The organism is Micromonospora sp. NPDC048909 (assembly GCF_040649635.1).
Taxonomy (GTDB): Bacteria; Actinomycetota; Actinomycetes; order Mycobacteriales; family Micromonosporaceae; genus Micromonospora.
In genome coordinates, this window is the sequence record NZ_JBEZFU010000010.1 from 1 (window position 1) to 23826 (window position 23826).

At 68.6% G+C, this 23826-nt stretch carries 21 protein-coding genes and 4 pseudogenes; 15 read left to right on the forward strand and 10 right to left on the reverse strand.

Translation table 11 applies throughout. The features are described from left to right. The first annotated feature begins 331 nt into the window (after positions 1-331). The 9 genes from AB0C04_RS24100 to AB0C04_RS24140 all read left to right on the forward strand — a co-directional run bounded on the left by AB0C04_RS24100 (position 332) and on the right by AB0C04_RS24140 (position 7879). Complete coding sequence (locus AB0C04_RS24100) at positions 332-1399, forward strand: PQQ-dependent sugar dehydrogenase (protein ID WP_357058280.1); 1068 nt, start codon at positions 332-334, stop codon at positions 1397-1399. Between the two features lie 132 nt (positions 1400-1531). Further along, positions 1532-2089: a phosphatase PAP2 family protein gene (locus AB0C04_RS24105; RefSeq protein WP_357058282.1), complete on the forward strand. Its 558-nt coding sequence runs from the start codon at positions 1532-1534 to the stop codon at positions 2087-2089. Continuing rightward, positions 2090-2740 carry a VTT domain-containing protein gene (locus AB0C04_RS24110; protein ID WP_357058284.1) on the forward strand — a complete coding sequence of 217 codons (651 nt, stop codon included), beginning with the start codon at positions 2090-2092 and terminating at the stop codon, positions 2738-2740. It begins immediately after the preceding gene. Between the two features lie 35 nt (positions 2741-2775). Then, positions 2776-3213 carry an ATP-binding protein gene (locus AB0C04_RS24115; RefSeq protein WP_357058286.1) on the forward strand — a complete coding sequence of 146 codons (438 nt, stop codon included), beginning with the start codon at positions 2776-2778 and terminating at the stop codon, positions 3211-3213. Positions 3214-3263: 50 nt separating this feature from the next. Continuing rightward, positions 3264-4646, forward strand: a complete 1383-nt coding sequence (locus AB0C04_RS24120; RefSeq protein WP_357058288.1) for a ferredoxin reductase family protein — start codon at positions 3264-3266, stop codon at positions 4644-4646. Positions 4647-4761: 115 nt separating this feature from the next. Then, positions 4762-5268 (forward strand): FMN-binding protein, encoded by a 507-nt coding sequence (locus AB0C04_RS24125; protein WP_357058290.1) that lies wholly within the window; start codon positions 4762-4764, stop codon positions 5266-5268. A 50-nt stretch (positions 5269-5318) separates the two neighbouring features. After that, on the forward strand, positions 5319-6113 hold the full coding sequence (locus tag AB0C04_RS24130) for an FAD:protein FMN transferase (RefSeq protein WP_357058292.1): 795 nt from the start codon (positions 5319-5321) through the stop codon (positions 6111-6113). Between the two features lie 240 nt (positions 6114-6353). Continuing rightward, the gene (locus AB0C04_RS24135) at positions 6354-7088 is read left to right on the forward strand and encodes an alpha/beta hydrolase (protein WP_357058294.1); all 735 of its coding nucleotides are present in this window, start codon (positions 6354-6356) and stop codon (positions 7086-7088) included. Between the two features lie 311 nt (positions 7089-7399). Then, on the forward strand, positions 7400-7879 hold the full coding sequence (locus AB0C04_RS24140; RefSeq protein ID WP_357058297.1) for a Rieske (2Fe-2S) protein: 480 nt from the start codon (positions 7400-7402) through the stop codon (positions 7877-7879). A gap of 321 nt (positions 7880-8200) precedes the next feature. Here AB0C04_RS24140 and AB0C04_RS24145 read toward each other — a convergent pair. Beyond that, positions 8201-8314, reverse strand: a pseudogene (locus AB0C04_RS24145) (IS5/IS1182 family transposase); the annotation flags it as partial. Continuing rightward, positions 8315-8499: pseudogene (locus AB0C04_RS24150) on the reverse strand (MerR family transcriptional regulator); the annotation flags it as partial. Positions 8500-9265: 766 nt separating this feature from the next. Between AB0C04_RS24150 and AB0C04_RS24155 the strand changes: the two are divergent. Both AB0C04_RS24155 and AB0C04_RS24160 read left to right on the forward strand, forming a co-directional pair. After that, the gene (locus AB0C04_RS24155) at positions 9266-10213 is read left to right on the forward strand and encodes an NmrA/HSCARG family protein (protein ID WP_357058299.1); all 948 of its coding nucleotides are present in this window, start codon (positions 9266-9268) and stop codon (positions 10211-10213) included. An 89-nt stretch (positions 10214-10302) separates the two neighbouring features. Beyond that, positions 10303-11379 (forward strand): MBL fold metallo-hydrolase, encoded by a 1077-nt coding sequence (locus tag AB0C04_RS24160; protein ID WP_357058301.1) that lies wholly within the window; start codon positions 10303-10305, stop codon positions 11377-11379. 107 nt (positions 11380-11486) lie between these two features. On the opposite strand, the gene AB0C04_RS24165 is transcribed toward AB0C04_RS24160, so the two are convergent. Together AB0C04_RS24165 and AB0C04_RS24170 are read right to left on the reverse strand one after the other, a co-directional pair. Continuing rightward, complete coding sequence (locus AB0C04_RS24165) at positions 11487-12344, reverse strand: oxidoreductase (RefSeq protein WP_357058303.1); 858 nt, start codon at positions 12342-12344, stop codon at positions 11487-11489. Beyond that, the gene (locus AB0C04_RS24170; protein WP_357058306.1) at positions 12341-13198 is read right to left on the reverse strand and encodes a helix-turn-helix transcriptional regulator; all 858 of its coding nucleotides are present in this window, start codon (positions 13196-13198) and stop codon (positions 12341-12343) included. Before AB0C04_RS24170 ends, AB0C04_RS24165 begins: the two co-directional genes overlap by 4 nt. A gap of 152 nt (positions 13199-13350) precedes the next feature. Between AB0C04_RS24170 and AB0C04_RS24175 the strand changes: the two genes are divergently transcribed. After that, positions 13351-14064, forward strand: a complete 714-nt coding sequence (locus AB0C04_RS24175; RefSeq protein ID WP_357058308.1) for an SDR family NAD(P)-dependent oxidoreductase — start codon at positions 13351-13353, stop codon at positions 14062-14064. Between the two features lie 610 nt (positions 14065-14674). Here AB0C04_RS24175 and AB0C04_RS24180 read toward each other — a convergent pair. Then, positions 14675-15868: a low temperature requirement protein A gene (locus AB0C04_RS24180; protein WP_357058310.1), complete on the reverse strand. Its 1194-nt coding sequence runs from the start codon at positions 15866-15868 to the stop codon at positions 14675-14677. A 636-nt stretch (positions 15869-16504) separates the two neighbouring features. On the opposite strand from AB0C04_RS24180, the gene ctaD reads away from it, so the two are divergent. Then, positions 16505-18505 carry a cytochrome c oxidase subunit I gene (gene ctaD, locus AB0C04_RS24185; protein WP_357058313.1) on the forward strand — a complete coding sequence of 667 codons (2001 nt, stop codon included), beginning with the start codon at positions 16505-16507 and terminating at the stop codon, positions 18503-18505. Positions 18506-18828: 323 nt separating this feature from the next. Next, positions 18829-19020, forward strand: a complete 192-nt coding sequence (locus tag AB0C04_RS24190) for a hypothetical protein (RefSeq protein WP_357058315.1) — start codon at positions 18829-18831, stop codon at positions 19018-19020. Here the strand turns inward: AB0C04_RS24190 and AB0C04_RS24195 are convergent. The 5 genes and pseudogenes from AB0C04_RS24195 to AB0C04_RS24215 all read right to left on the reverse strand — a co-directional run. Continuing rightward, positions 19017-19763: pseudogene (locus AB0C04_RS24195) on the reverse strand (glycosyltransferase); the annotation flags it as partial. The gene AB0C04_RS24190 and the pseudogene AB0C04_RS24195 sit on opposite strands and share 4 nt — an antisense overlap. 153 nt (positions 19764-19916) lie before the next feature. Next, positions 19917-20129: a hypothetical protein gene (locus AB0C04_RS24200; protein ID WP_357058317.1), complete on the reverse strand. Its 213-nt coding sequence runs from the start codon at positions 20127-20129 to the stop codon at positions 19917-19919. A gap of 151 nt (positions 20130-20280) precedes the next feature. Further along, positions 20281-21456, reverse strand: coding sequence for a zinc-dependent alcohol dehydrogenase (locus AB0C04_RS24205; RefSeq protein ID WP_357058320.1), 1176 nt, complete (start codon positions 21454-21456; stop codon positions 20281-20283). Between the two features lie 11 nt (positions 21457-21467). Beyond that, positions 21468-22448, reverse strand: coding sequence for an SRPBCC family protein (locus AB0C04_RS24210; RefSeq protein ID WP_357058322.1), 981 nt, complete (start codon positions 22446-22448; stop codon positions 21468-21470). A gap of 121 nt (positions 22449-22569) precedes the next feature. Further along, positions 22570-22785 (reverse strand): annotated as a pseudogene (locus tag AB0C04_RS24215) (hypothetical protein); the annotation flags it as partial. 417 nt (positions 22786-23202) lie between these two features. On the opposite strand from AB0C04_RS24215, the gene AB0C04_RS24220 reads away from it, so the two are divergent. Beyond that, complete coding sequence (locus tag AB0C04_RS24220) at positions 23203-23610, forward strand: DUF2267 domain-containing protein (RefSeq protein ID WP_357058324.1); 408 nt, start codon at positions 23203-23205, stop codon at positions 23608-23610. The last annotated feature ends 216 nt before the right edge of the window (positions 23611-23826 follow it).

Below are 23826 nucleotides of genomic sequence, written 5' to 3' on the forward strand. Positions count from 1 at the left end.
GGCATGCGCAGCGGCCAGAGCGTGGTGCTGCCGGACACCGCGAAGGCAAAGGCGCTCTACCAGGCGGTCGCCCACGACACGGTGCAGCAGTACCTAAGCACTGCGGCGCCATCCCCGACACCCACCGCCAACCTCAGCCCCTAGCTCCCCGTTCTAAGGCGCCAGCTGCCGCCGTCGCCGTCGGCAGCCGGAAACCGACGGCTCCTCGTTCGCTGGGCCCCGGCAGACGCCCGGCGGCCACGGAAAGGGCACCTCATCACGGCTTCGGAGGATCAGCATGACAGTCCTTAGGGCAGGCCAACGGTGGCAACGGTTGTGCGCGGCTCTATTGGTGTTGGGCGCCGTCGCCGGGTGTGATGGCGTCGGCGACCGAGCTCACACTCCAACGGCCACCGCCACCAGTATCGCGGCCAGCATCCGGTCCGGAACGCCGGATCTGGACGCCGGCGAAGAGATCGCGCAGGGCTTCAACGTCCCGTGGGGTCTGACGTTCCTGCCAAACGGCGACGCCTTGATCGCCGAACGGAACACCGGCCTGGTGCTGCAGCTGACTCCCGGCGGCGGCGCCCCCCGGCAGGTCTACCAGGTGCCCGGTGTGGTGGCAGGCGGTGAGGGCGGCCTACTCGGCCTTGCCGTGTCGCCCCACTTCGCCGCAGACAACCTGATCTACGCCTACTACACAGCCGAGCACGACAATCGGATCGTCCGCTTCCACCTCGACGGCGGACAGCCCGAGGTGATCTTCGACGGTATCGCCAAGGGCGGAAACCATAACGGCGGACGCATCGCCTTCGGCCCCGACGGCATGCTGTACGTCGGCACCGGAGACGCCGGCGACACGGGCCGGTCGCAGGATCCGACGAGCCCGAACGGCAAGATCCTCCGCCTTACACCCGACGGCAAGCCGGCGCCGGGAAACCCGACCGCCGGATCACCGGTGTACAGCCTCGGACACCGCAACGTGCAAGGTCTCGCCTGGGACTCCGACGGCCGGCTGTTCGCCGCCGAGTTGGGGCAGAACGAGCTTGACGAGGTCAACCGCATCGAGCCGGGACACAACTACGGCTGGCCTCAGGTGGAAGGGGACGGCGACAGCGACGGGGGGCGGTACACGAACCCGGTCGTCACCTGGCCAGTCAGCGACGCCTCGCCGTCGGGCATCGCGATTGCCGGAGACACGGCGTACGTGGCGGCCTTGCGGGGTCAGCGGCTGTGGACCATCCCCCTCAACGGCGACAAGGCCGGTGACCCCACCGCACAGCTGGTAGGACGCTACGGCCGCCTGCGGACAGTGCAGATCGCCCCGGACGGCGCGCTCTGGGTGACCACGTCTAACACCGACGGCCACAGGGCAGTACGCGATGGTGATGACCGCATCCTGCGCTTCCCCGCACGCTAGCCCGCCGAGGAGGGAGGCCTTACCGGCCGACCCGGAGGGGCTACCGCCGACGCAGAACCTTGGCACGCATAGTGACAGAGGCGAAAACCGAGCGGCCGGCAGCTCCCCACACGACAGGCGAAAGCAGGTGGCATGAACTACAGACTTTTCGAGCTGGTCAACGGCCATGCCGGACAGGTGGACGGCATCGACGACGTGATGGAGTTCGCCGCGCGGTACCTGATCTACCTGGTGTTCGCCGTCGCAGCCGTCCTCGGGGCGGTGGCGCTGTTGCGTGGGCGACTCCGGCCGGTCATCGCCCTGGGCGCCGCGCTCGCCGTGGCCCTTCTCGCGACGCTCATTGTGTCCCACCTCAATGGCGAGGTGCGGCCGTTCCAGACCCACCACGTCCACCAGCTGATCCCCCACGACAACGGGGTATCACTGCCGAGCGACCACGCCACTGCGGCGTTCACCGTGGCGTTCGGTGCCACGGTGTTTCTGAGCAGGGGCTGGGGCATGATGCTCGCGGTGCTGGCCACGATGATCGGTGCGTCGCGGGTCTGGGTAGGGGTGCACTACCCGGCCGACATCCTTGCTGGCCTCGCCATCGCTGCCCTCGCCGTGGCGGTCACCTGGGCAATAGCCCGACCACGGGAGCTTGATCAACCGACGCCCGGCGCTTCCGGATTGAGCGGATGGAGCAGCTGAATGAACGCCCTGGACCCGCAGTGGCTCATTTCCACTTTCGGCCTCGTCGGCATCCTCGCGATCGTGTTCGCCGAATCGGGACTGTTGATCGGGTTCTTCCTGCCCGGCGACTCGCTGTTGTTCACCACCGGGCTGCTGGTCGCCGGCAGCCGTTACCTACCGTATCCGCTGTGGCTGGTGTGCCTCCTCGTCGTGGTGGCGGCCATCGCCGGTGACCAGGTCGGTTACCTGTTCGGGCGCCGCGTCGGACCGCGGCTGTTCCGACGGCCGAACTCCCGACTGTTTCGCCAGGAGAACCTGCACCGGGCGCGGGGCTTCTTCGACCGGTATGGGGCCCGCTCCATCGTGCTGGCCCGGTTCGTGCCGATCGTGCGCACCTTCACTCCGATCGTCGCTGGCGCGAGCCGGATGCACTACCGCAGGTTCGTCGCCTACAACATCATCGGCGGCAGCCTCTGGGGAGCTGGAGTCACCGTGCTCGGCGCCCTTCTCGGGCAGGTCACGTTCGTCCGCTCCCACATCGAATTCATCCTCATCGGCATCGTGCTGGTCTCGGTCGTACCCATCGCCATCGAACTGCTGCGCGCCCGGCGTCGCGCGCACAGCTCCGCACCCGACGTGCGTCCCGGGCCGGGCGGTCTCGGGCGCTGACCGGCCGCCACCGTGAAAGCGGGGCGCGAAACGCAATGCCTCTCCCGGCACGCCTGCGCGCCTGTTGCAGCGCCGTTTGGGCCGAAGACGGGAAGCCATTTCTGGCCTTCAACGCCGCCGGTGCCCTGGTCTGGGGAACCGGCACCGTCGTACTCGGCTACCTGCCGAGGAACTCCTACAGCACGATGGAGAAGACTTTCGGCCGGGCCGCCGCCCTGATCATCCTCGCGATCGCGGTCGCCGCCGTCATCACCTGGCGGATCCGTCGCCACCCCGCCCATCGACATACGTTCAGCCCACCCGCAGAACCGGCGGCCGAGCGAACGACACCGACTGACGGAGTGCCCGGTTCCGGGCTCGGCCTGCCGATCGTGGCCCAAGCAGTGGAGCTGCACGGCGGCACCGTGACGCCGGGCCGGTCGGAGACCAGGGGCACCCTGCTCACGGTGCGTCTGCCGGCGTTCACAACCTGACCACAGCGATTCCTCATCGACATCTTAGGTTCCGCCGTCAGGCTTGCCGCGTGATCGGTCGACATACGGCGGAGCGGCTGCGGGAAGCGGCCTGGTGGCGGGCGGACGCGGTAGGCGCCGGAGCAATCGCATCCCTGGTCGTGGTGCTCGCGCTGTGGCTGCACGGCACCGGACTGCAGGCGCTGACCATGGGCGGGGTCGCGGCAACGTCGTCGCTGGGCCGATTGTCCGGCCTGCTCGCAAGTGACCTGCTGTTGGTCCAGGTCCTCCTGATGGCCCGGGTGCCCTGGCTGGAGCGCGCCTTCGGCCAGGATCGGCTGACTCGGTGGCACCGGTACACCGGGTTCAGCTCGTTCTGGTTGATGCTGGGGCACATCGTGCTGATCGTCGTCGGTTACGCCGGAGCCGGCCAGACCAACGTGGTGTCCGAGTCCTGGCAGTTGACCACCGCCTACCCTGGGATGCTGCTCGCGGTCGCCGGCACCGTTCTGTTGATCGCGGTGGTGGGCCTGTCCATCCGGGCGGCGCGGCGCAGGCTGCGCTACGAGTCCTGGCATCTCCTGCACCTGTACGCCTACCTGGGCGTCGGCCTGGCCCTGCCGCACCAACTCTGGAGCGGGGCGGAACTCATCGGCTCGTCGGCCACCCGTATCTACTGGTGGACCAGCTACCTGCTCTGCGCGGGCAGCGTGCTGGTATTTCGCCTGGGCCTGCCGCTGTGGCGCAGCCAGCGGCACCGGTTGCGAGTGCGGCAGGTCACCTGGGAGTCGCCCGGCGTTTTTTCGGTCGACATCTCCGGTCGCGACCTGCACCGGCTGCCGATCCGCGCAGGGCAGTTCCTCAACTGGCGGTTCCTCACCGGTAGGGGCTGGAGCCGGGCACACCCGTACTCGCTGTCCGCCCCAGCCGGGGGAGACCTGCTCCGGATCACGGTACGGGCCAACGGCGACGACGCGGACCGCATCGCCCGCGCCCGCCCGGGAACCCGCGTCCTCATCGAAGGCCCGTACGGGCGCCTCACCAGTGCCGTACGCAGCCGGCCGCGGATCCTGCTGCTCGCCGGCGGAATCGGGATCACCCCGCTGCGCGCACTGCTGGAGGATCTGCCGTACCAACCCGGCGAGGCTGCCCTGGTGTACCGCGCCAACCGCGCGGACGACTTCGCCCTCCGCGCCGAGCTGGACGCCGTTGCCCGCCGCCGGGGCGCGTCGGTCCATTACCTCGTCGGTCCGGCGCTGGCCCGCGGGTCGTGGCTGCCCGCCGAGCTGGCGCACCTGTCCGACCAGGAGGCATTGCTGCGAATAGCGCCCGACGTGCGGGAGCGTGACGTCTACCTGTGCGGCCCGCCGCAGTGGATGGCCGCTGTACGGGCCGCATTGCGAGCGGCCCGCGTACCTGCCAAGCAGATCCATTGCGAAGCATTCGCCTGGTAAGCCGGACGCCTGCCAGGTCAGATGGCCGTGCACCTGAAGAGACGGCCTGCACCGAGGCACACAGACATTCATCCGGTGAGCCGGATGTTCGCCGGGGAGACGAGGAGAAAGTGGCATGAGGCGAATCACCCTCGCCCTGGTCAGCACCGTCGCCGTACTGGTGCTGCTATTCAGCTACCGGACCAGTACCTCCGGCATCCCCAACGGATCCGACACCGCCCCACCCGGCATCGTCGGTCCGGCCGTGCCGACCGAGGCGCCGCCAACCGGTTCGAGCGGCACCGCGTCACCCAGCGGCGCCGCCCAAAGCGGTGCGGCCCCGGCTCGGCCCACCGACACGATGACGGTCAACGGAAGCGTGGTCGACAACGGATACGGCCCGGTCCAGGTGCGGCTGCAGATCACGGCCGGCCGGATCACCGACGTGACGACGCTGGCGTTGCCCGAGGACGGCCACTCGCGGCGGATCAACTCCCAGGCGGTGCCGCAACTGCGCCAGGAGGTGCTCAGCGCGCAGGACGTGCAGGTGGATACCGTCAGCGGGGCCACCGCCACCACCGACGCCTACCTCCAGTCGATCCAGGCCGCGTTGGACGCGGCGCACCTGGGCGGTGGATCGTGACGACGTCCCGACTGGAAGCCACCGCTCGGCGGGCCTGGGTGGAGCAAATCATGGGCATGCCGATCTCGATTCACGTGCGAGCCGGGGCGGACACACCCGGCGTTGCCGCCGCAGTGGGCGCAGCCTTCGACGAGTTGCGCGCGGTCGACCGGATGTTCAGCACGTACCGGTCGGACAGCCAGATCAGCGAGCTGAACCGTGGCCTGCGGCACCTCGCGGACTGTGACCAGCCCGTGCGGGAGGTGCTGGAGCTGTGCGAGGAGGCCCGCCGACGCACCGACGGCTACTTTGACGCGATGTTGCCCGGCGTCGACGGACGGGTTCGATTCGACCCGTCCGGCCTGGTCAAGGGTTGGGCGGTGGAGCGGGCCGGCCGGTTGCTCGCCGAGCGGGAAGTGGCCGACTTCAGCCTCAACGCCGGTGGGGACATCATCCTGCGCACCGGGCCGGGCCAGCCGGAGTGGCGGGTCGGAGTGGAGGACCCCGCCGACCCGCGCCGGCTGCTGGCCGTGCTGCCGGTACGCCACGGCGCCGTCGCCACATCCGGTACCGGTCGCCGGGGCGCCCACATCCTCGACCCACACACCGGCCGGCCGGTCAACGCCCTGGCCTCAGTGACCGTGACCGGCCCCTCCTTGACCTGGGCGGACGTCTACGCCACGGCTGCGATCGCCGGAGGTTCCCGCAGCCTGTCGTGGCTGCGGAGGCAGACGGGTTACCGGGCAATGGCAGTCGATCACGAAACCGGTTCATCCACGTTACGCGCCGATACCGCGCCGCGCTCGCGACCGGGCGCTATCCGCCCAATCGCCGACGCAGTCCGAACGATCCGACCCTCCCAGTGACGCGGCTAAGAATCGGCACCTGCCACACGAGGCTCCGCCCAGGACCGCACGACCGCGCATTCAGGCATAAAGGCGAGAAAAGCAGGTAAGTAACCGCTGGCCGGAGTCTGGCCGATGTTGCGCCCGCTTGCCCCCTGCCTGCCCTGGGGCAGAGTTCCGCCCTCCCGGGGCCTCCCGGATGCCACAAATGACTGAATCGGCGGTCACGACGTCGGCCTACTGTCAAGGACGCGCCGGACGGTGGCGCTCTGGAACTGGAGGAACACAATGAGTTCAGGCTCGACGGCGAAGAACGTCGTCCTCGTGCATGGCGGTTTCGTGGATGGGTCCGGCTGGCAGGGCGTCTACGACGAGCTCACCAAGGACGGCTACCACGTCACCATCGTGCAGAACCCCACTGCCTCGCTCGCCGGTGACGTAGCCGCCACCCACTGGGTCCTCGATGTGCAAGACGGGCCGGTCATCCTCGTCGGCCACTCCTTCGGTGGAGCGGTCATCACCGAGGCCGGAAACCACCCCAAGGTGGCAGGGCTCGTCTACATCGCGGCGTTCGCCCCCGACAAGGGGGAGTCGGTCAACACCTTGATCGCCAACCCGCCGCCCGGCGCCCCCGTGCCGCCGATCCTGCCCCCCAGGGACGGCCTCCTGCTGCTCGACCGGGAGAAGTTCGCCGACTCGTTCGCGGGCGATCTCCCCCCGCAGCAGGCCGCCTTCATGGCTGGCTCCCAGGTCCCGTGGGGCGTGGACGCGTTGGGTGGTCAGGTCACCGAGCCTGCCTGGCGCAGCAAGCCGAGCTGGTACCTGGTCGCCACGGAGGACAAGATGATCCCGCCGCCGGCGCAGCGGGCGATGAGCGAGCGCACCGGCGCGACGGTGGTGGAGGTGTCCGGAAGCCACTCGATCTACGTGTCCCAGCCAGCGGCGGTGGCAACGCTGATCAAGGATGCGGCCAACGGCGTGAACAGCGCGGGCTAGTCTGCCACGCGGTGGAATTGCTGGTCGCCCGTCTCTCACCGGGCAGCCCGCGGCAAGGTCTTCCATGTCATGCCACTGGGCCTAGACCCCCGCGCGGCGTGGGGGAGCGGAAGCCGGCAGCATCGGCGAGTTGGCGGCGGTCGCGGGGTTACGGCTAGGACGCCTCAGGCGCAGGGCTAGCCTCGGGCCAGCCGGCCCATCGGGCCGGCCAGAATCCCCGCAAACCGGGTGAACCGTCTGACAGAGTGGTCTCTGTGCGCAGGAATGCGACCGCGAATCATGACGGGCATGGCGGCAGAGAGGGGCGAGGCATGAGCGACGATCAGGTGCTCACCGGGCCGGGTACGCAGAGCCGTCGGGCCCTGCTCACGGGTGCCGGCGCCGTCGGCGCGGCGGCGGTCCTGGCCGCCTGCGGCGGCGACGACTCGGGCGACGGGGCCGGCGCCCCCACCACCGCCGTTAGCCCCACCGCCACGAGTACAGGCGGCGGCGATCCGGCGGCCGGTCGGCCTTTAGCCAAGACCACCGACATCCCGGTCGGTGGCGGCAAGATCTTCGCCAAGGAAGGCGTCGTGGTCACGCAGCCGAATCCGGGCGAATTCAAGGGCTTCAGTTCGATCTGCACCCACCAGAACTGCACGGTCTCGCGCGTCGAGGGCGGCACGATCGACTGCCTCTGCCACGGCAGCAAGTTCTCCATCGTGGATGGCTCGGTCAAGTCGCCCCCGGCCACGCGGCCGCTCCCGCCTAGGGAGATCAAGCTCACCGGCGACCAGATCTCTCTGGCCTGACCCGCGCTGCACATCACAGCCCCGGAATTCCTGGCACTGTGGTGGCCCGCCGTGACGGATGTGCGCAATACCCCGAGTCGAGGGCGACCGTTGCAGCCATTCGCGGCGGTGTCCCCCTTTGGCCCGGAAGTGGCCGACTGCGCGGTCAAGGCGATCAGGCGGCCACCGGAGTCCAGGATTTGCCGTTTCGCCATCAGACGGGCCTGCTACCTGGGCCTTTGTGGTGATTGACCCTCCCGGACCGGTGCTGCTGGTCCGTCCCGGCGGACTAAGGGACGTCTCGCAACTCGGTGAAGGCGTTGCCCGCGACGGGGTTGGTACTCACCCGGCGAGCGCGATGCTTTGCAGGTGGGCGATGCCGGAGGCGGTGTCGGTCGATGTGCGGGCGGCGCGGCGGTGGTCACGTGGGATCTTCCAGGTCTTCATCCTGGCCAGGGCGAGGGTGAATCCGGCGACGCGACCGCGGCGGATCAAGTCGAGCCGCGCGACCGGCCGGTCGTCGTAGTCGCGGTAGCCGTGCCCGCAACGTCCCGCGGGTGGGAGCAGGCCGCTGGCTTCGTAGAAGCGTAGCGTCTTGTTTTGGTGGTGCCGATTGCCTGGGGGAGTTCCCCGATCCGCATTCGTAGCCTCCTGCCGTCGCGCCTCGGCCTTCCCCCTGCACTGGAAGGTCCAGTCTGGTACCGGTAGAGCCGTAACGGCCAAGCGGTGTGCGTGATGCCACCGGTCACTAAGCGGAAGGGGCTGTGATGAGCCAGCGGGCTGTTGAGCTTCGTTCCGTGCCGAGTGTCCGAACCTTGACCCGGCTCGGCAGGAGCTGCGCGCCGCGCTGACCGACGTCGGGCTGCCACTGGAGGTTGTCACCGAGGTTGTGGGGGACTATTCGTCACCGTCGATCCTGGTCAACGGCTTAGACGTGATGGACGGCACCGGCTGCGCCCGCGGTCCGACTCGACGGGGCGGCGAAGACGGCTGACGGGGTCGCGGATGGTGACGGCGTGCAGTTCGGCCAGGACGGCACGCGATCTCGCGTGGTGACGCTGCGTCTGGCGAGCAGCCAGTGCCCGCGCCCCGGCCGCCAGCAGATCCGCACCGGCACCCGGGCCCACAGATATTTCGCGGGGACCGCGCGCGCCGGGGCGGCCGGCGGACAAGCAGCAGTAGGTTCCGCCGCGGGTCGTCCCCGCGGCCGTCGGCCACTGAACCCGCTATTCCCGGCATACGGATGTTCCTGCCGCGAGCCGTGCCCAGGCTGTACCTGGTTGCTCGCCCACCGGCACGAGACGCTCGACCCATGGCGAGCTGACACAGCGCACACGGCTCCCCGTCGCCCGTGCGCAATCCGGCGCATGGGTTTCGCGCAAGAACTTCGGTAGGGGAGGAATTGACATGTCCGAAACGAAAATCATCGCGGTGGTGGGCGCCACCGGCGCGCAGGGCGGTGGCCTGGCCAACGCCATCCTGGCGGAGCCGCGCGGCGAATTCACGCTCCGGGCGCTGACCCGCCGGCCGGACTCTGATGCCGCCCGTGAGTTGGCCTCGCGTGGCGCGCAGGTTGTTGAGGCTGACCTCGACGACGAGTTGAGCCTGCGGCGCGCGTTCGCCGGTGCGTACGGCGCCTATGTGGTGACGAACTACTGGGAAGGCATGTCGGCGCAGACCGAGTTGGGCCACGCACGCAACGCGGCCCGGGCGGCGAAGCAGGCCGACCTGCGGCACGTGATCTGGTCAACGCTGGAGGACACTCGCGAACGGCTCCCGGTCACCGACCCCCGGGTACCGGTGTTCGACGGCTCCTACACCGTGCCGCACTTCGACGCGAAGGCGGAGGCGGACCGGTTCTTCGTCGACCTCGGTGTGCCGACGACGTTCCTACGCACAACCTTCTATTGGGAGGCGTTTCTGCAAGGGTTCGGGCCGCGCCGCGACGAGTCCGGACAGTTGGTGCTCACGCTGCCGATGGGTGACAGCGCGTTGGCCGGGATCGCCGCCGAGGACATTGGCCGTACCGCGCTCGGCATCCTCGCCGCCGGCGAGGACTACCTCGGCGCGACGGTCAGCATCGCCGGCGAGCACCTGACCGGCGCGCAGTTCGCGGCCGTGTTCGCCGACGTGCTGGGCGAGCCGGTGGCCTACCGGCCGCTGACCCACGACCAGTTCCGAGCTCTCGGCATCCCCGCCGCGGCGGAGATCGGAAACATGTTCCAGTACTACACCGAGGCCGCCGACACCTTCACCGGCGCCCGCGACCTGACCGTGGTGCGCGCGCTGCACCCCGGACTGCGCACATTCCACCAGTGGCTGCTCGAACACAAGGACGACGTCAGCGTCGACTAGCCATCGGACCCCTGTCCACCGCGGGCTTCCCGCTATGGACGCTCGCGGTGGACTCGCGAAGCTCAGATCTCACGTTCCAAGGAGTCACGGTGACACCAACCAATACCGACCCGTCCGGTACGACCCGGCGGTCGTTGCTCGCCCGCGGCGCGGCGCTCGCGGCGGTGCCGTCGCTCGGCGCCATCATGGCCGCGGTGGCGGGACCGTCGCCGGCCGAGGCCGACCCGGCCCTGCCGGACTACGCACCCGTACCCCCGTCGGCGCTCGGACCCGCCCTCAACAGTCAGGGTTACTACGTCGGACGGGTGGAGCGGAACCTGTACTGGGTCACCGACGGCACCTACCAGTCCGCGTTCCTGACCACCCGCGACGGCGTCGTGCTGTTCGACGCGCCGCCGACCATCGGCCACAACCTCCGGCGGGCCGTGGACGAGATCGCCGCCGCCAACGGCGTCAGCAACAGGGTGACGCACCTGGTGTACTCACACCACCATGCCGACCACATCGGCGCGTCGGCGTTGTTCGGCAAGGATGTCGTGCGCGTCGGCCACGCGGAGACCCGCCGGCTGCTAAAGCAGTACAACGACCCGGCCCGACCCGCCCCCGATGTCACCTTGCAGGACCGTCGCACCCTGCGCGTCGGCGGGGAACGCGTCGAGTTGGCCTGGCGCGGCTCCAACCACGCGCCAGACAACATCTACATCCACCTGCCGGACCACGACACCCTCATGCTCGTCGACATCGCGTTGCCCGGCTGGGTACCCATCTACAACCTCAACCTCAGCACCGACATACCCGGATTCATCGCCGCCCCCACCACCGCTCTTTCCTACCCCTGGAAGCACTACATCGGTGGCCACCTGGGCCGGCTCGGCACCCGCGCTGACATCGGCCTGCATCAGCAGTACGTGACCGACATCGTCGCCAACGTGAAGACCGCGCTCGCCACGGTCGATCCGACGCCATACTTCGTGAAGTACGGCCCGAACCCGTGGGCGGCGGTGAAGACCTACCTGGACGCCGTCACCGACCAGGCCGCCGCCCCCGTCATCGCGAAATACACCGGGGTGCTGGCCGCGGCCGACGTTTTCACCACGAGCAGCACCCTGACCATCCTCGAATCCGTCCGCCTCGACCTCGGCTTCGGATCCCAGATCCATCCCTGACCCATGCCCGCAGCAACGCCGCTCTCCCCGGGCGCCGGCCAGCCGCCGGCTCCCGGGGGTCGCGGGACACCGGGGCCTTCAGCGGTACGTCCCAGCCGCCCGGCCGATCAGGCGAACGCCGAGTCGAGCTGGTTCACGGCGTCCCGGTCCAGCTCGATGCGATCCACCGCCAGGTTTTCCCGCAGGTGCCGCAGCGAGGCGGTGCCCGGTATCAGAAGGACGTTCGGGGACAGCGCGAGCAGCCATGCCAGCGCGATCTGCGCCGGCGTGGCCTGGTGCAGGCGGGCGAGGCGGTCCACCGCCGGGTTGTTGAAGATGGCCGCGCGCCGATCTCGTGGCCAGCCCAGCGGAACGTAGGGCACGAACGCGATGCCACGCCGCGCGCACTCCCGCAGAACTGACGTCGAAGCGCGGTCGAGCAGGCTGAACGAGTTCTGTACGCACACGATCTCGGTGACCGCGAGCGCCCGCCGCAGGTGGGCGAGCGAGACATTGCTGAGCCCGATCCCGTCGATCAAACCTTCGTCTCGAGCCCTGACCATCGCGGCCAGCTGGGCATCGAACCGGCCGTCTGGAGGTGAGCCGTCCATCAGCCTGAGGTTGACCGCGGCAAGGCGGTCGACCCGCAGCGTCCGGAGGTTGTCCTCGATGCCCCTGCGCAGTTCGTCGGGCTGGTCGTAGGGCAGTACCGCACCCGTGTCGTCCCGCCGGGCGCCCACCTTGCTGACAATCGCCAGCCCGCCCGGGTACGGGTGCAACGCCTCCTGGATCAGCTCATTGACGACCCGGGGTCCGTAGTACTCGGCGGTGTCGATGTGGTTCACGCCGATCTCCACCGCGGTCCTGAGTACGGCGATGGCGTCGTCACGGCTGGCCGGTGGGCCGAACACACCGGGCCCGGTCAGCTGCATGGCGCCGTACCCGACGCGCGCGACCGAAAATCGCCCCAGCCGGAACGTCGTCACTCGTTGTCCACGGCAGCGCTCATGTCCTGGGTGCCGACCACCGACAGCAGGCGCAGTGCGTCATGGGAGGGGCTACCCCGCTGGGCGGTGAAGCAGACGAGGTACTGGTCGCGCATAGGCACGGCGAGCGTGTCGCAGTCCAGATCAAGGGTGCCCACCATCGGGTGGTGCATCGTCTTGCGGTGGTGGTGCCCGGTCTCCACATGGTGGACGTCCCACAGCTGCGCGAACTCGGCGCTGCGCCGGTACAGCGTGTCGACCATCGCGTGGATCTGTGGGTCGGTCGGGTACCGGCCAGCGGCCGCGCGCAACTGACCCACCGCCAGCCTGCCGAACTCCTCCCCGCCGCTCATCCCGTAGTGCCGGGCGGCGGGGTCGGGGTGCAGGAAGTGGCGGTAGACGAGGTTGCGGCGGGTCGGTGGAACCGCAGAGAAGTCCTCGAACAGGGCCGCGGCCAAACCGTTCCACGCAATCACGTCGTAGCGGGCGTTGACCACGAACGCCGCGACGTCCGTCATGTGCTCCAGCAGGTTCAACACGGTCGCCGGGACGTCGGAGCGGGGTCCGGCCGCCGATTCCGGTGCGACACCGGCAAGGTCGAACAGGTGGTCGCGTTCGTCCGCGCTCAGGCGCAGAGCCCGGGCCAGCTCGCTGAGCACCCGCCGGGACGGGCTGGACCCGCGGGCCTGTTCCAGCCGCGTGTAGTACTCGACCGAGATGTGCGCGAGCCGGGCGACCTCCTCCCGGCGCAGCCCCGGGGTCCGGCGCACGGTTCCGGCCGGCAGGCCGACGTCCTGCGGTCGCGTTCGCTCCCGCTTGCTGCGCAGGAACTCGCCAAGCTCGCTACGGTCCATGCCCGCAAGTATCGCCCGCGCATGCCCAGCTGCCAGGTACAAACGATACCTGGATGAAACAGATAGTCCGCTATATACCACCCAAAGGCGCCCGCCGGGACTGGTACTGGCTGGGCCTGTCGCCCGGCCCACCGGCCGGGCAGCCTCGAGCCATGACTCACCAAAGCAAGATCGCGCTCGTCACCGGGGCGAACAAGGGTGTCGGCCGACACATCACCCGGCAGCTGGCACAGGCAGGGGTCAGCGTGCTGGCAAGCTCCCGCGACACCCCGCGCGGCCAGCGCACCGTCGACGAACTGCGCGCCGAAGGGCTCGACGTGCAGCTGCTCCAGCTGGACGTCACCGACGCCGCCTCCGTCGCGGCTGCCGCCGCGCAGGTCACGGCGTTGGACATCCTCGTCAACAACGCCGGCATCAGCAGCGGCTACGACACCCCGTCCCGGACGTCGCCGGAGGACCTACGCCGCACCTACGAGACGAACGTGTTCGGCGTCGTCGCCGTCACCAACGCCTTCCTGCCCGTGCTGCTGCGCTCCCCGTCACCGCGGATCGTCAACGTGTCCAGCGAGGTCGGCTCCCTCACCCTGATGAGGAACCGGATACCGATCAACGTCGGCGCGTACCAGTCGTCGAAGGCGGCGCTGAACGCGCTAACCATCCTCTACGCCAAGGAACTCCGCGACACGCCAGTGAAGATCAACGCAGTCACACCCGGGTACGTCGCGACCGACCTCTACGGCGGCACGCCGACGCCCGGTGCCGGTGACCCCGCCCACGGCGCGGCCGTCGCCGTACGGTTCGCGCTGCTCGACGACAACGGTCCCAGCGGCGAGTTCCACGACGCGAGCGGCATCCTGCCCTGGTGACCGTCTGGTGACCACCACCGGCCCTGCTTGTCGACCTCGGTTGAGCACCGTCCCACTCCGCAGTCCAGGGCCACATCGACCGGCTGACCCGCAGGGCGCCGCCGCCACCGGTCAGGTGCTCACCAGCGTCGGCGACCACGCCGGTGACCCACTCCGCAACCCGCGCGGTCGTACTGGTTGAACCGGGCGAAGCGCCGTATCGGTTGACAGCTTGACAGCGGTGTCGCTGCACGAGCTGCGCAGCAGAAGTACGAGCGGAGGCAGGCGATGGGCTTCAAGCGAGGCCCGGCATCGCAGCGAGAGCAAGCGGTGCGGTTCCCCGCTGACCAGGTATGAAAGCCACACGACCAGCGTGGGCAGGCGAAATGAGAGCGACAGCCCGGGCGCCTCGACCGAAGCCTGGCCGGGCAACGGTCGTAGGTCAATGAAACAAGCAACCGATGAACGTGCACTGATCAAGGGCACGCGCGAGGGCCACGTTTGACTCAGCGTCGCGCTGTCGATGTCGACGTCTGACCACCTCAGCGCGGCGACCTCGCCGCGGCCACGGCCGGTCAGGGCGACCCGCCACCACAGCGTGAACAGTGGAATGGCGCGAGCTGCCGGTGGTCTAATTGTGGTCAGGCTCGCCTGCTCGCGGTGATGGCGCCGCGGCTGGGGCTGCCAGGGAATGGGCGTCGGCGACGGCGACGCTGACCAGGACCGCTGCGGCGGCGGTAGCGGCAAGCAGCGGCGGCAAGTGCATCGCCAGCGGGGTGAGGGCGGCCAACACCAGCAACCCGATCGTCCGGGTCCAGGACACCCGTTCGTACACGGTGTATTCGAAGCACGCGCGGCCGGCCAGGTACAGCGCCGGCCCGCCGAGAATGACGATGGCCAAGGCGGGTGCCGTTCGTCCGGACGGCTCGGCGATGACGAGCTCGTCCCCGACGGCGGTGACGACGATGCCGGCGATAAATACGAGGTGGATGTATCCCGCCCAGCGGCTAAGGCGGGTCGACTCCGTGACCGCGCCAATCGCGGCGGAGAGCAAATCCCCGGCGCGGTAGCTGTAGATGCGCGCCAGCAGCGCAGCGGTGGCGATCGACACCAGGAACGCTGCGGTCCGGTCGGGTGCGAAGCCGCGGTCGCCGAGCGTCAATGCGCTGACCAGGATCAACTCGCCGAGCGCGATGATGAAGACCTGCTGGTACCGCTCGGCCAGGTGGTCGGCCGCGACCGGCGGGTCCCAGTCGGCGCTGCGGCCGGCCCCGGGAAAGGGGAAGTCGAGCGTGTGGACCACGTAGTCGAGGGCTATCGCGAATCCCCACAGCGCCACCCGCGCGGCTCCGTGAGTCACGGCGCCAGCGATCCAGGGCACGGCGGACACACCAGCCCACACCAGCGCCGCCAAGGCGACGCGCTGCAGCCGACCACGCAAGACCAGCGTGAGGAAGACGTGGCGGCCGATGTGCATCGCGACGTAGGCGCCCGCGAAGATCCAGCCATATTCGCCGAACGCCTGGGGCATTGCGGCGCTCAGGAGCAGGGTGCCGGTCAGGGTCCCGATGACAGATAGCTGGACCGCCAGCCGCTGCGGATCCAGCCGGTCGGTGATCCACGTCGTGACGATCCAGATCCGCCATACGGTCAGCAGCATGACCGCGGTCTGGAGGGCGCCGCTCCAGTGCAGATGCTGGACCAGGTAGTGCGAGAGTTGGAACAGCGCGGCGACAAGCGCCAGGTCGAAGGCCAGTTCCAGGAACGTCGCCCGACGTGGAGCCTCGGGTGGGCGTATCGGAACCTTCGCCCTGATCGTCGCCATCGACTCGCCAGTTCTGTCGGCTTCGTACTATATTGGAGGAGCCGTACCACAACGCGGAGCCCCGGAGCTGCCAAACAGAGGGCGCGGAGGGACCCGATCGACCAGGTCTGAAGCGGTGGTCTGGCCGCCTCGGATGACCTTGTCACGGATCCGGCCGTGGCGTGTGCTGAACCGGCTCGTTCGCCCATTCCTCCAAGGCGAGTCGACGACCGCTATGCCGCCGACCGGGCGTCAGGGTCCGCACCTACGAGACCGACAAGTCGGCCGACCGAACGTGGCGATCATGCTGTTGGCGGACCTGCGACGCGGGGGTGCGTGATTGACCGGCGACCCCATCGCGCATCAGATCCCTGTGCACCGGTTACGGCGGCCCCGACCTGGCCGTCGAGTTGGTGCTCGGTGGCCGGCTCACCTGGTACGCCGAAACTGACCGTCACGCCCGTACCGTCCTGGCCCTCCACTGGCCCGGCGTGCCCAACCTCGGCGACATCCGCGCCACCGACTGGACCCGCGTCAATCCAGTCGACACGGCTTCCCCTGCGGCCAGTGCAGTTTGCCGGAGAAGCCCCGTTCGTTCCAAGCCGGACCGTTTACGATCGATTGAGCGTCTTACGGACCCAGGTCTCGGAGTTAGTAATGCCAAAGTCAGCGAGTACTGAGCCTGGCGAAGATCGTCAACCGGTGATCCTGGCCCCGGCGGCGTTCGGCGGCTACCCCGGGCCGCTACGTCGAGCAGTGCCCGGCAACACCCTGCTCAGGCTGCTCGCCACGACCGACGCCAAGCAGATCGGCCTGCTCTACCTGATCTCGTCGTTCTTCTTCTTCATCGCCGCGGGCATCGAGGCGCTGCTCATGCGCGGCGAGCTGGCCCGACCGGGGTTGCAGTTCCTCTCCCAGGAGCAGTACAACCAGCTGTTCACCTCGCACGGCACGATCATGATGTTCCTGTTCGCCACCCCGCTCGCTTTCGCGTTCGGCAACTACCTCGTACCCCTGCAGATCGGCGCACCTGACGTCGCCTTCCCCAGGCTGAACGCGTTGGCCTACTGGCTGTACCTGTTCGGCGGCCTGATGGTGCTCGGCTCCTTCATCAGCCCGGCAGGCTCCGCGGACTTCGGATGGACGGCCTATCCTCCGCTGAGCCAGGTGGAACACACACCAGGGGTGGGCGGAAACCTCTGGGTCATCGGGTTGGTGCTCTCGGGCGTCGGGACAATCCTCGGGTCAGTCAACCTGATCACCACCACCCTGACCCTGCGCGCCCCTGGGATGACGATGTGGCGAATGCCGCTGTTCACCTGGGCCATGTTCATCACCGCGTTGATGGCCATCGTGGTGTTCCCGCTGCTGTCGGCGACGCTTCTCGCCCTGCTGTCCGACCGCGTGCTCAACAGCCACATCTATGACGCGGCCACCGGTGGTCCGGTGCTCTACCAGCACCTGTTCTGGTACTTCGGCCACCCAGAGGTGTACATCGTCGCCCTGCCGTTCTTCGGCATCATCAGTGAGATCATTCCGGTCTTCTCACGCAAACCGCTGTTCGGCTACAAGAGCATGGTCCTCGCGCTGTGGGTCATCTTCTTCTACTCGCTGAACGTGTGGGCGCACCACATGTTCGCCACCGGCCAGGTCCTCCTGCCTTTCTTCTCAGCGACCACCTTCATCATCGCCGTGCCGACCGGGGTGAAGTTCTTCAACTGGATCGGCACCATGTGGAAAGGGCAGCTCACCTTCGAGACCCCGATGCTGTTCTCCGTCGGCTTCCTCGTTACGTTCCTTTTCGGCGGCCTCACCGGCGTGCTGCTGGCGAGCCCGCCGGTCGACTTCCACGTCCACGACAGCTATTTCGTCGTCGGCCACTTCCACTACGTGTTGTTCGGCACCATCGTCTTCGCTGCCTTCGCGGGTGTCTACTTCTGGTTCCCGAAAATGACCGGCCGGCTGCTCGACGAACGGCTCGGCAAGGTCCACTTCTGGACCATGTTCGTCGGGTTCCACACCACCTTCCTGGTCCACCACTGGCTGGGCAACCGCGGAATGCCGCGCCGCTACGCGGACTACCTGCCCCAGGACGGCTTCACCACCATGCACACGGTTTCCACGATCGGGTCGTTCCTGCTCGGTGTGTCCACCCTCTTCTTCCTCTACAACGTGTGGAAGTCCTGGCGCTTCGGCAGCGCCGTCTCCGTCGACGACCCCTGGGGGTACGGCAACTCCCTGGAATGGGCCACCACCTGCCCGCCACCGCTGCGGAACTTCGACCGCATCCCCCGGATCCGCTCCGAACGCCCCGCCTTCGACGCCAAGTACGGCACCCTGGTCGCCGACCTCGGCCGCGACCTTCCGCAACGCGCCGCCAAGCCGCCGCAGCAACTCCACGACGAACTGCACCGCGAACGTCATGTGCCGGAGTCGCCCAGTGTCGACGGCGCCCACGGTGCCGAGGCCGCGGCCAGATACCAACCGATTCCGCAGTCCGGTGCCCGCCCCGTCGACGTACCCGAGCCGGAGGAGACCCGCCGCCCGAGCTTCGAGCGGACCACGGAGGCCGACAAGGACCCGCTGGACTCTCAACGGAGCGAGGAGGCCCCGCCGCAGTGGCGCCATCCCGGCGATCAGGGCGACGAGAGGAACTGAGGACGTCACGTCGCCGCGCGCCCGGTCACTCCGTACTCGCCAGCAGCCCGTCCACCAGGTCGCGCGGCAACCCGTGGGTGTCGTGCAGGTAGCGGTAGTCCTCCTCGGTGAGTCGCGGATCAGCTCTATCAGGCGGGTCAGGCTGCGCGTGGATAGCGGGATGCCGGCAGGATAGGTCAGCACCGAAGCTGCCTCGCGGTCGTTCTTGGCCGACCGCTGTCCTAGCGGGAGCTCCTATCTGGAGCAGAAACATGCCGCCACCGCCTGCCTGCTCAACCGCCCCTGATCACGAAGACACGGGTGGTGAGTTCGCGAAGTTCTGGATGAGCGTGCTGACCGACCTGCGCAACCGGTGCGTCAAGGACGACGCATACCCGGGCGCCGAGCAGCGCGGTCAGGGCCGGTACGACATCCAGAGCAACTTGTGCGACATTGATCGTGCCGAGTCCGACCTCGTATCGAGCTGCCAGTTCATCTGGTTGGTCGGCTGCAGAGATTTGCTCAAGCAGTCCTAGACATTCGCGGCAGCGAGCCGGTAGATCGGCTCGTAGCCGCGGGCCATCCGCTGCGTGGAGAAGTTCTCCGCCACGTGGGCGACGCAGGCCGCCGGGTCGAGGGTGGTCGCCTCGTGCAGCGCCGCCGGCAGTTCCTGGTCTGCCTCGCACACCAAGCCGGTCAGGCCGGGTCGGACGAGTTCCGGGACGGCGCCGCGGTTGAGCGCGACCACTGGGGTGCCGGTCGCCATGGCCTCCAGCATGACCATGCCGAAGGGCTCCTCCCACCGGATGGGCATGATCAGGGAGCGGGCGTCGACCAGCAGCTGCAGCACGGCCTCCCGGTCGGCGTTGAACACCACCGTGACGTCCTCGTCGAGCAGCGGCCGGACGACCTCGTCGTAGTAGCGGCGTTCGATCGGCTCATTGCACTTGCCGACCAGTATCAGCGGCAGGCCAGCGGCCCGGCACGCCCGGATGGCAACGTCCGGTCCCTTGTCAGGGCTGAACCGGGCCAGCCAAAGCACCGGACCCCGGCCGGGCGCCGTCTTGCGGGGGATGCCGGCGAGGTCCATCGCGTTGTGCACGGCGCCGACCCAGGGCAGCCGCGGGTTCATTCGGAGTTGGGCGTGCGAGATGGCGACCAGGACGGCGCCCTGGTCGGTGAGGCTGAGCACGTCGCCGTACTCGCCTACCGGGTTGCCGTGCACCGTCGCCACGGTGGGCACGGCGCGCCGGCCGGCGATCATCGGGCCGATGGTGGTGGGCCTTCCGGCGTCGCGAACGAACCCAGCACGGTCAGACCGCCGAGCAGGCACAGCCAGAGGCGATCCCGTTCAGCCGGGAAAGGCCAGGTTGTGGGTACTGCTCGGGCGAGAGGAACTGCATGCTCGGGCGAGCCAGCTTCGCCCGCATGATCAGCGCCTCGATCCCGGCGACGATGAAAAGAAGAACGACGAGATCAGGTAAGGCAGGCCGGTCTGCTTGGCATCGGTGGTGCCAAGCAGCTTGATCAGTTTGTTGCGCCGCGGCGCCGCTCGCACCGGGTCGCGAAAGGCGCCGAACCCCGTCGGTGCCAGCATCGCGGGCTGATGGTCCTGGCGAAGCTCAGTGCTTGGCTGGTTGGCCATGCCTACCCCGGTACGCGGCGCGCAAAGGATGACTCACCGACCCTATGTATGATGCACAGACCGGGCCCCGTTTGGGCCGGAACCACTCTTCCGCGCAGTTAAGTCATCGCCCCCGGCAGAGTGATCCAGAGGCGACGACGAGGCGAAACCGCTACGGCTTGAGCATCACCTTGACGCAGTCCTCCTGCTTGTTCTTGAAGATGTCGTAGCCGCGGGGAGCGTCGTCCAGTTGCATCGTGTGGGTGATGATGAAGCTCGGGTCGATCTCGCCCTTGCGGATGCGTTCCAGCAGCGGCCGCATGTAGCGCTGTACGTGCGCCTGTCCCGACCGCATGGTCAGGGAGCGGTTCATGAACGACCCCATCGGGAACTTGTCGATGAAGCCGCCGTACGCGCCGATCGCGGAGATGGTCCCGCCGTTACGGCAGCTCAGCACCGCCTCCCGGAGCGCGTGTGGGCGGTCCGTCTCCACCTTCATCGCCTGCTTGGCCCGGTCGTAGGCGTGCAGCGCAGCGGACGGGTGGTGCCCCTCCATGCCGACGGCGTCGATGCAGGCGTCCGGCCCGCGGCCGGCCGTCATGTCCCGCAGCGCGTCCATGACGTCGGTCTCCTCGTAGTTGATCGTCTCCGCGCCCGCCTTCGTCCGCGCCATCTGCAGGCGGTACGGGAACCGGTCGATGACGATGACCCGTTCCGCCCCGAGCAGGTACGCGCTGACGGCGGCGAACTGGCCGACCGGCCCGGCACCCCAGATGGCGACGATGTCCCCCGCTTTGATGTCGCACATCTCGGCGGCCATGTACCCGGTCGGCAGGACGTCGGACAGGAACAGCACCTTCTCGTCCGGCAGGTCGTCCTCGATCTTGAGGGCGCCGACATCGGCGAAGGGCACCCGCACATACTGTGCCTGGCCCCCCGCGTATCCACCCATCAGATGGGAGTAGCCGTAGATGCCGGCCGGGGAGTGGCCCATCGCTACCTCGGCTATCGCGGCATTCGGGTTGGAGTTCTCGCAGATGGAGTACAGGCCCCGTTGACAGGACCTGCAGTTGCCGCAGGCGATCGGGAAGCCGACCACCACGCGGTCGCCGACGCTCAGCCCGTCTCGTACGCCGGGGCCGAGCTCCACGATCTCGCCCATGAATTCATGCCCGAGGATGTCGCCCTTCTTCATGGCCGGGATGAAGCCGTCGAGCAGGTGCAGGTCGGAGCCGCAGATCGCCGCCGAGCTCACCCGCACGACGGCGTCGCGAGGGTTGAGGATCTGCGGGTCGGAAACGTCTTCGACGGCCACATTGTTCGGGGCGATCCAGCAGTTGGCTTTCATCGATCTCCTCCTCAACCGACCCGCGGCGTAGCCAGCGGCCGCGCCGGCCGCTGCTTCGCCTGCTGCTGCATGCTGGTGCCCTGCGGGCTGCCGTCCGAGCGCACGATCTCGCCCGTTTCGATCATCTGCTTGAACCGCCGCAGCTCGTCGCTGACCTGCTGCTGGGGGTTCTCGCCGAAGACCTTGGCGACCATGGCCCCGAGCTTGCCCCCCGGCACCGAGTACTCGAGCTCGACCCGCACCTCCGTGCCGTGGCCGCCGGCCGCGCGCATGAAGCGCACGCATCCAGAGTTCGGCACGGTCGCGCCCTCGGTCGAGCGCCACGCGATCAACTCGTCGGGCCGGTCCTCGACGACCTCCGCGTCCCACTCCACGCTCCGCCCGGCCGGGGCCTTCGCCGTCCAGTGCGATTGCCGGACCCCGGTCATCCGCACCGACTGGAGGTGGTACATGAAGCGCGGCAGGTTCTCGAAGTCATGCCAGAACCGGTACGCCTCCTCGACACTTCGGTTGATCGTCACCACGCCACGTACCCTGTTGCGCCCTGTCATCAGGCCGCCCCGGGTCGTCCGTAGCGCCGTGTAGAGGTCGACGACGGCGATCCCGGCGACCCCGGCGGTGGTGTACATCAGACGCCGCCGTCGTTCCCCCCTGCGGCGGCTCATGGCCCAACCGCAGGCCGCCAAGTCCATGATGTCCCCGGCGACCCGCGTCCACGTCCCCCACCCGGCCCGGCGCGGGACCAGCAGTGCGGCGGCATGGCCCAGCTCCCGTACCCCGGCGGCCCGCAGCACAGCCCGCGCCGTGCTGGAGTCGTCGATGCCGCACAGCCGGCTGAGCCTCGGCGTCGCGCCAACGGCGGCCGCGCCGAGGCCGAGACTGAACCAACCCAGCACCCGAGCTGTGCCTTGTGATTTGCGGTCAGGAGTTTCCCGCTCGATGCCCAGGGCGTCGGTCACCGACCGGACGCCCATCGTGCTCTTCCGACCCATATCATCCCCATCTCAATCCGACCGATGACGTCTTCGGTGTCGGCCCGGCGCAGGCTTCCCGAAACCGCGGGATTCACGCACCGAGTCATGGGCGGCCTCCGGCGGCAGGACTAGGCGGTTGAAAATCGGCCCACGGCACGCGGAGCAACTCCGCCTGCCCGCCGTTGTACGGAGCCATGTCCGCGGAGCCGTACGTGTGCAGATCAGAACCGCAGATGTTGATCGTGGTGATCCGGACGAGAGCATCCGCCGGTCGCTCTATCCGGGCGTCCGGCACCTCCGACGGACCATGGCACCCGGTCGGACACCAGCCGCGCCGTGCGTTCAGCGACGCCATCTTCGCCACGCTGCTGGTCCTGGACCTCCAGGCGCTGAACGTCCCGCCCAGCCGCCTGCTGTCCGGACTGCCCGGCAGTGGTCGGCGTAGGTCGCATATCTCGCGTCCTACTCGTACGTGGCCGTCGTCTGGCTCAACCACAGGCGGCGTTCAACCGCATGTTCCGGGCCCTCGCCGGGGTCGTTTGTACGTCCTGGCAGGGGTGGTGGGCTACCTGGTGACGCCGCTGGTCGGCATCGCCATCTTCCTCCTCCTGCCCCTCTTTACGCCGTCACCGGCGGCGGTTTGCGCCAGTTTCGGCCGGCTCGCCGGCTCGCCCACTGTCCTCCGCCACCACTCGACTGAGGGCGCGCGGACCCCGTTTTACCCCGGCGGGCGCGGGTACCCGCCGCAATCCGGTTCGAGAGGGGATCCGAGGTGAACTACACCGAGTTCATCCAGTCCGTGGCAGCGCGACCGAAGGTTCCGCCGGGGCAGGCGGAACCGATCACCCGCGCCACGCTCGAGACGTTGGCAGAACGGATCACTGGCGGCCAGGCGAGGGACCTCGCCTCCCAACTCCCGGAGGAGCTACGAGGCCTGGCGCGTAGGCCCACCGAAGATCCGGAACGGTTCGGGCTGGCCGAGTTCTTCGAACGGGTGCAGTCACGGGCCGGGGTGGATCGCCAACTGGCCACCGACGGAGCACGGGCCGTGCTGGATACCCTTCGTGAGTCGGCCAGCGCGAAGGAGTACGGGGACCTTGTCGACCAGCTGCCGCAGGAGTTCTGGCAGTTGACCGGGCCGGGGACGGGACGGCTCGAGACCCGCCGGGTCGGCACCTAGCTAGGCGCGCGGATCCGCCAGAGAGCTCGGGCCGGTAGCGGCGCCGGATGCGCCGCTACCGCCCGCTTGTGCGGGTCCATCCGATGACCACACGGTCCAATGTTGAACCGCCTACTTATAGAACGTGGTCAACTGGTTGCGCCGCCGTGACGCCCTCGACGGCCTGGAGCGCGTCGCAACTTGTTCGCCTTGGTGCTGCTCATCACCACAATGCTG

What these genes read in the sequence shown, in the direction of transcription:
- AB0C04_RS24105 (WP_357058282.1), top strand. Translation starts at nt 1,532, where the DNA reads ATGAACTACAGACTTTTCGAGCTGGTCAACGGCCATGCCGGACAGGTG.
- AB0C04_RS24110 (WP_357058284.1), top strand. Translation starts at nt 2,090, where the DNA reads ATGAACGCCCTGGACCCGCAGTGGCTCATTTCCACTTTCGGCCTCGTC.
- AB0C04_RS24115 (WP_357058286.1), top strand. Translation starts at nt 2,776, where the DNA reads ATGCCTCTCCCGGCACGCCTGCGCGCCTGTTGCAGCGCCGTTTGGGCC.
- AB0C04_RS24125 (WP_357058290.1), top strand. Translation starts at nt 4,762, where the DNA reads ATGAGGCGAATCACCCTCGCCCTGGTCAGCACCGTCGCCGTACTGGTG.
- AB0C04_RS24130 (WP_357058292.1), top strand. Translation starts at nt 5,319, where the DNA reads ATGGGCATGCCGATCTCGATTCACGTGCGAGCCGGGGCGGACACACCC.
- AB0C04_RS24140 (WP_357058297.1), top strand. Translation starts at nt 7,400, where the DNA reads ATGAGCGACGATCAGGTGCTCACCGGGCCGGGTACGCAGAGCCGTCGG.
- AB0C04_RS24155 (WP_357058299.1), top strand. Translation starts at nt 9,266, where the DNA reads ATGTCCGAAACGAAAATCATCGCGGTGGTGGGCGCCACCGGCGCGCAG.
- AB0C04_RS24170 (WP_357058306.1), bottom strand. Translation starts at nt 13,198, where the DNA reads ATGGACCGTAGCGAGCTTGGCGAGTTCCTGCGCAGCAAGCGGGAGCGA.
- AB0C04_RS24175 (WP_357058308.1), top strand. Translation starts at nt 13,351, where the DNA reads ATGACTCACCAAAGCAAGATCGCGCTCGTCACCGGGGCGAACAAGGGT.
- AB0C04_RS24180 (WP_357058310.1), bottom strand. Translation starts at nt 15,868, where the DNA reads ATGGCGACGATCAGGGCGAAGGTTCCGATACGCCCACCCGAGGCTCCA.
- ctaD (WP_357058313.1), top strand. Translation starts at nt 16,505, where the DNA reads ATGCCAAAGTCAGCGAGTACTGAGCCTGGCGAAGATCGTCAACCGGTG.
- AB0C04_RS24190 (WP_357058315.1), top strand. Translation starts at nt 18,829, where the DNA reads ATGAGCGTGCTGACCGACCTGCGCAACCGGTGCGTCAAGGACGACGCA.
- AB0C04_RS24200 (WP_357058317.1), bottom strand. Translation starts at nt 20,129, where the DNA reads ATGGCCAACCAGCCAAGCACTGAGCTTCGCCAGGACCATCAGCCCGCG.
- AB0C04_RS24205 (WP_357058320.1), bottom strand. Translation starts at nt 21,456, where the DNA reads ATGAAAGCCAACTGCTGGATCGCCCCGAACAATGTGGCCGTCGAAGAC.
- AB0C04_RS24210 (WP_357058322.1), bottom strand. Translation starts at nt 22,448, where the DNA reads ATGGGTCGGAAGAGCACGATGGGCGTCCGGTCGGTGACCGACGCCCTG.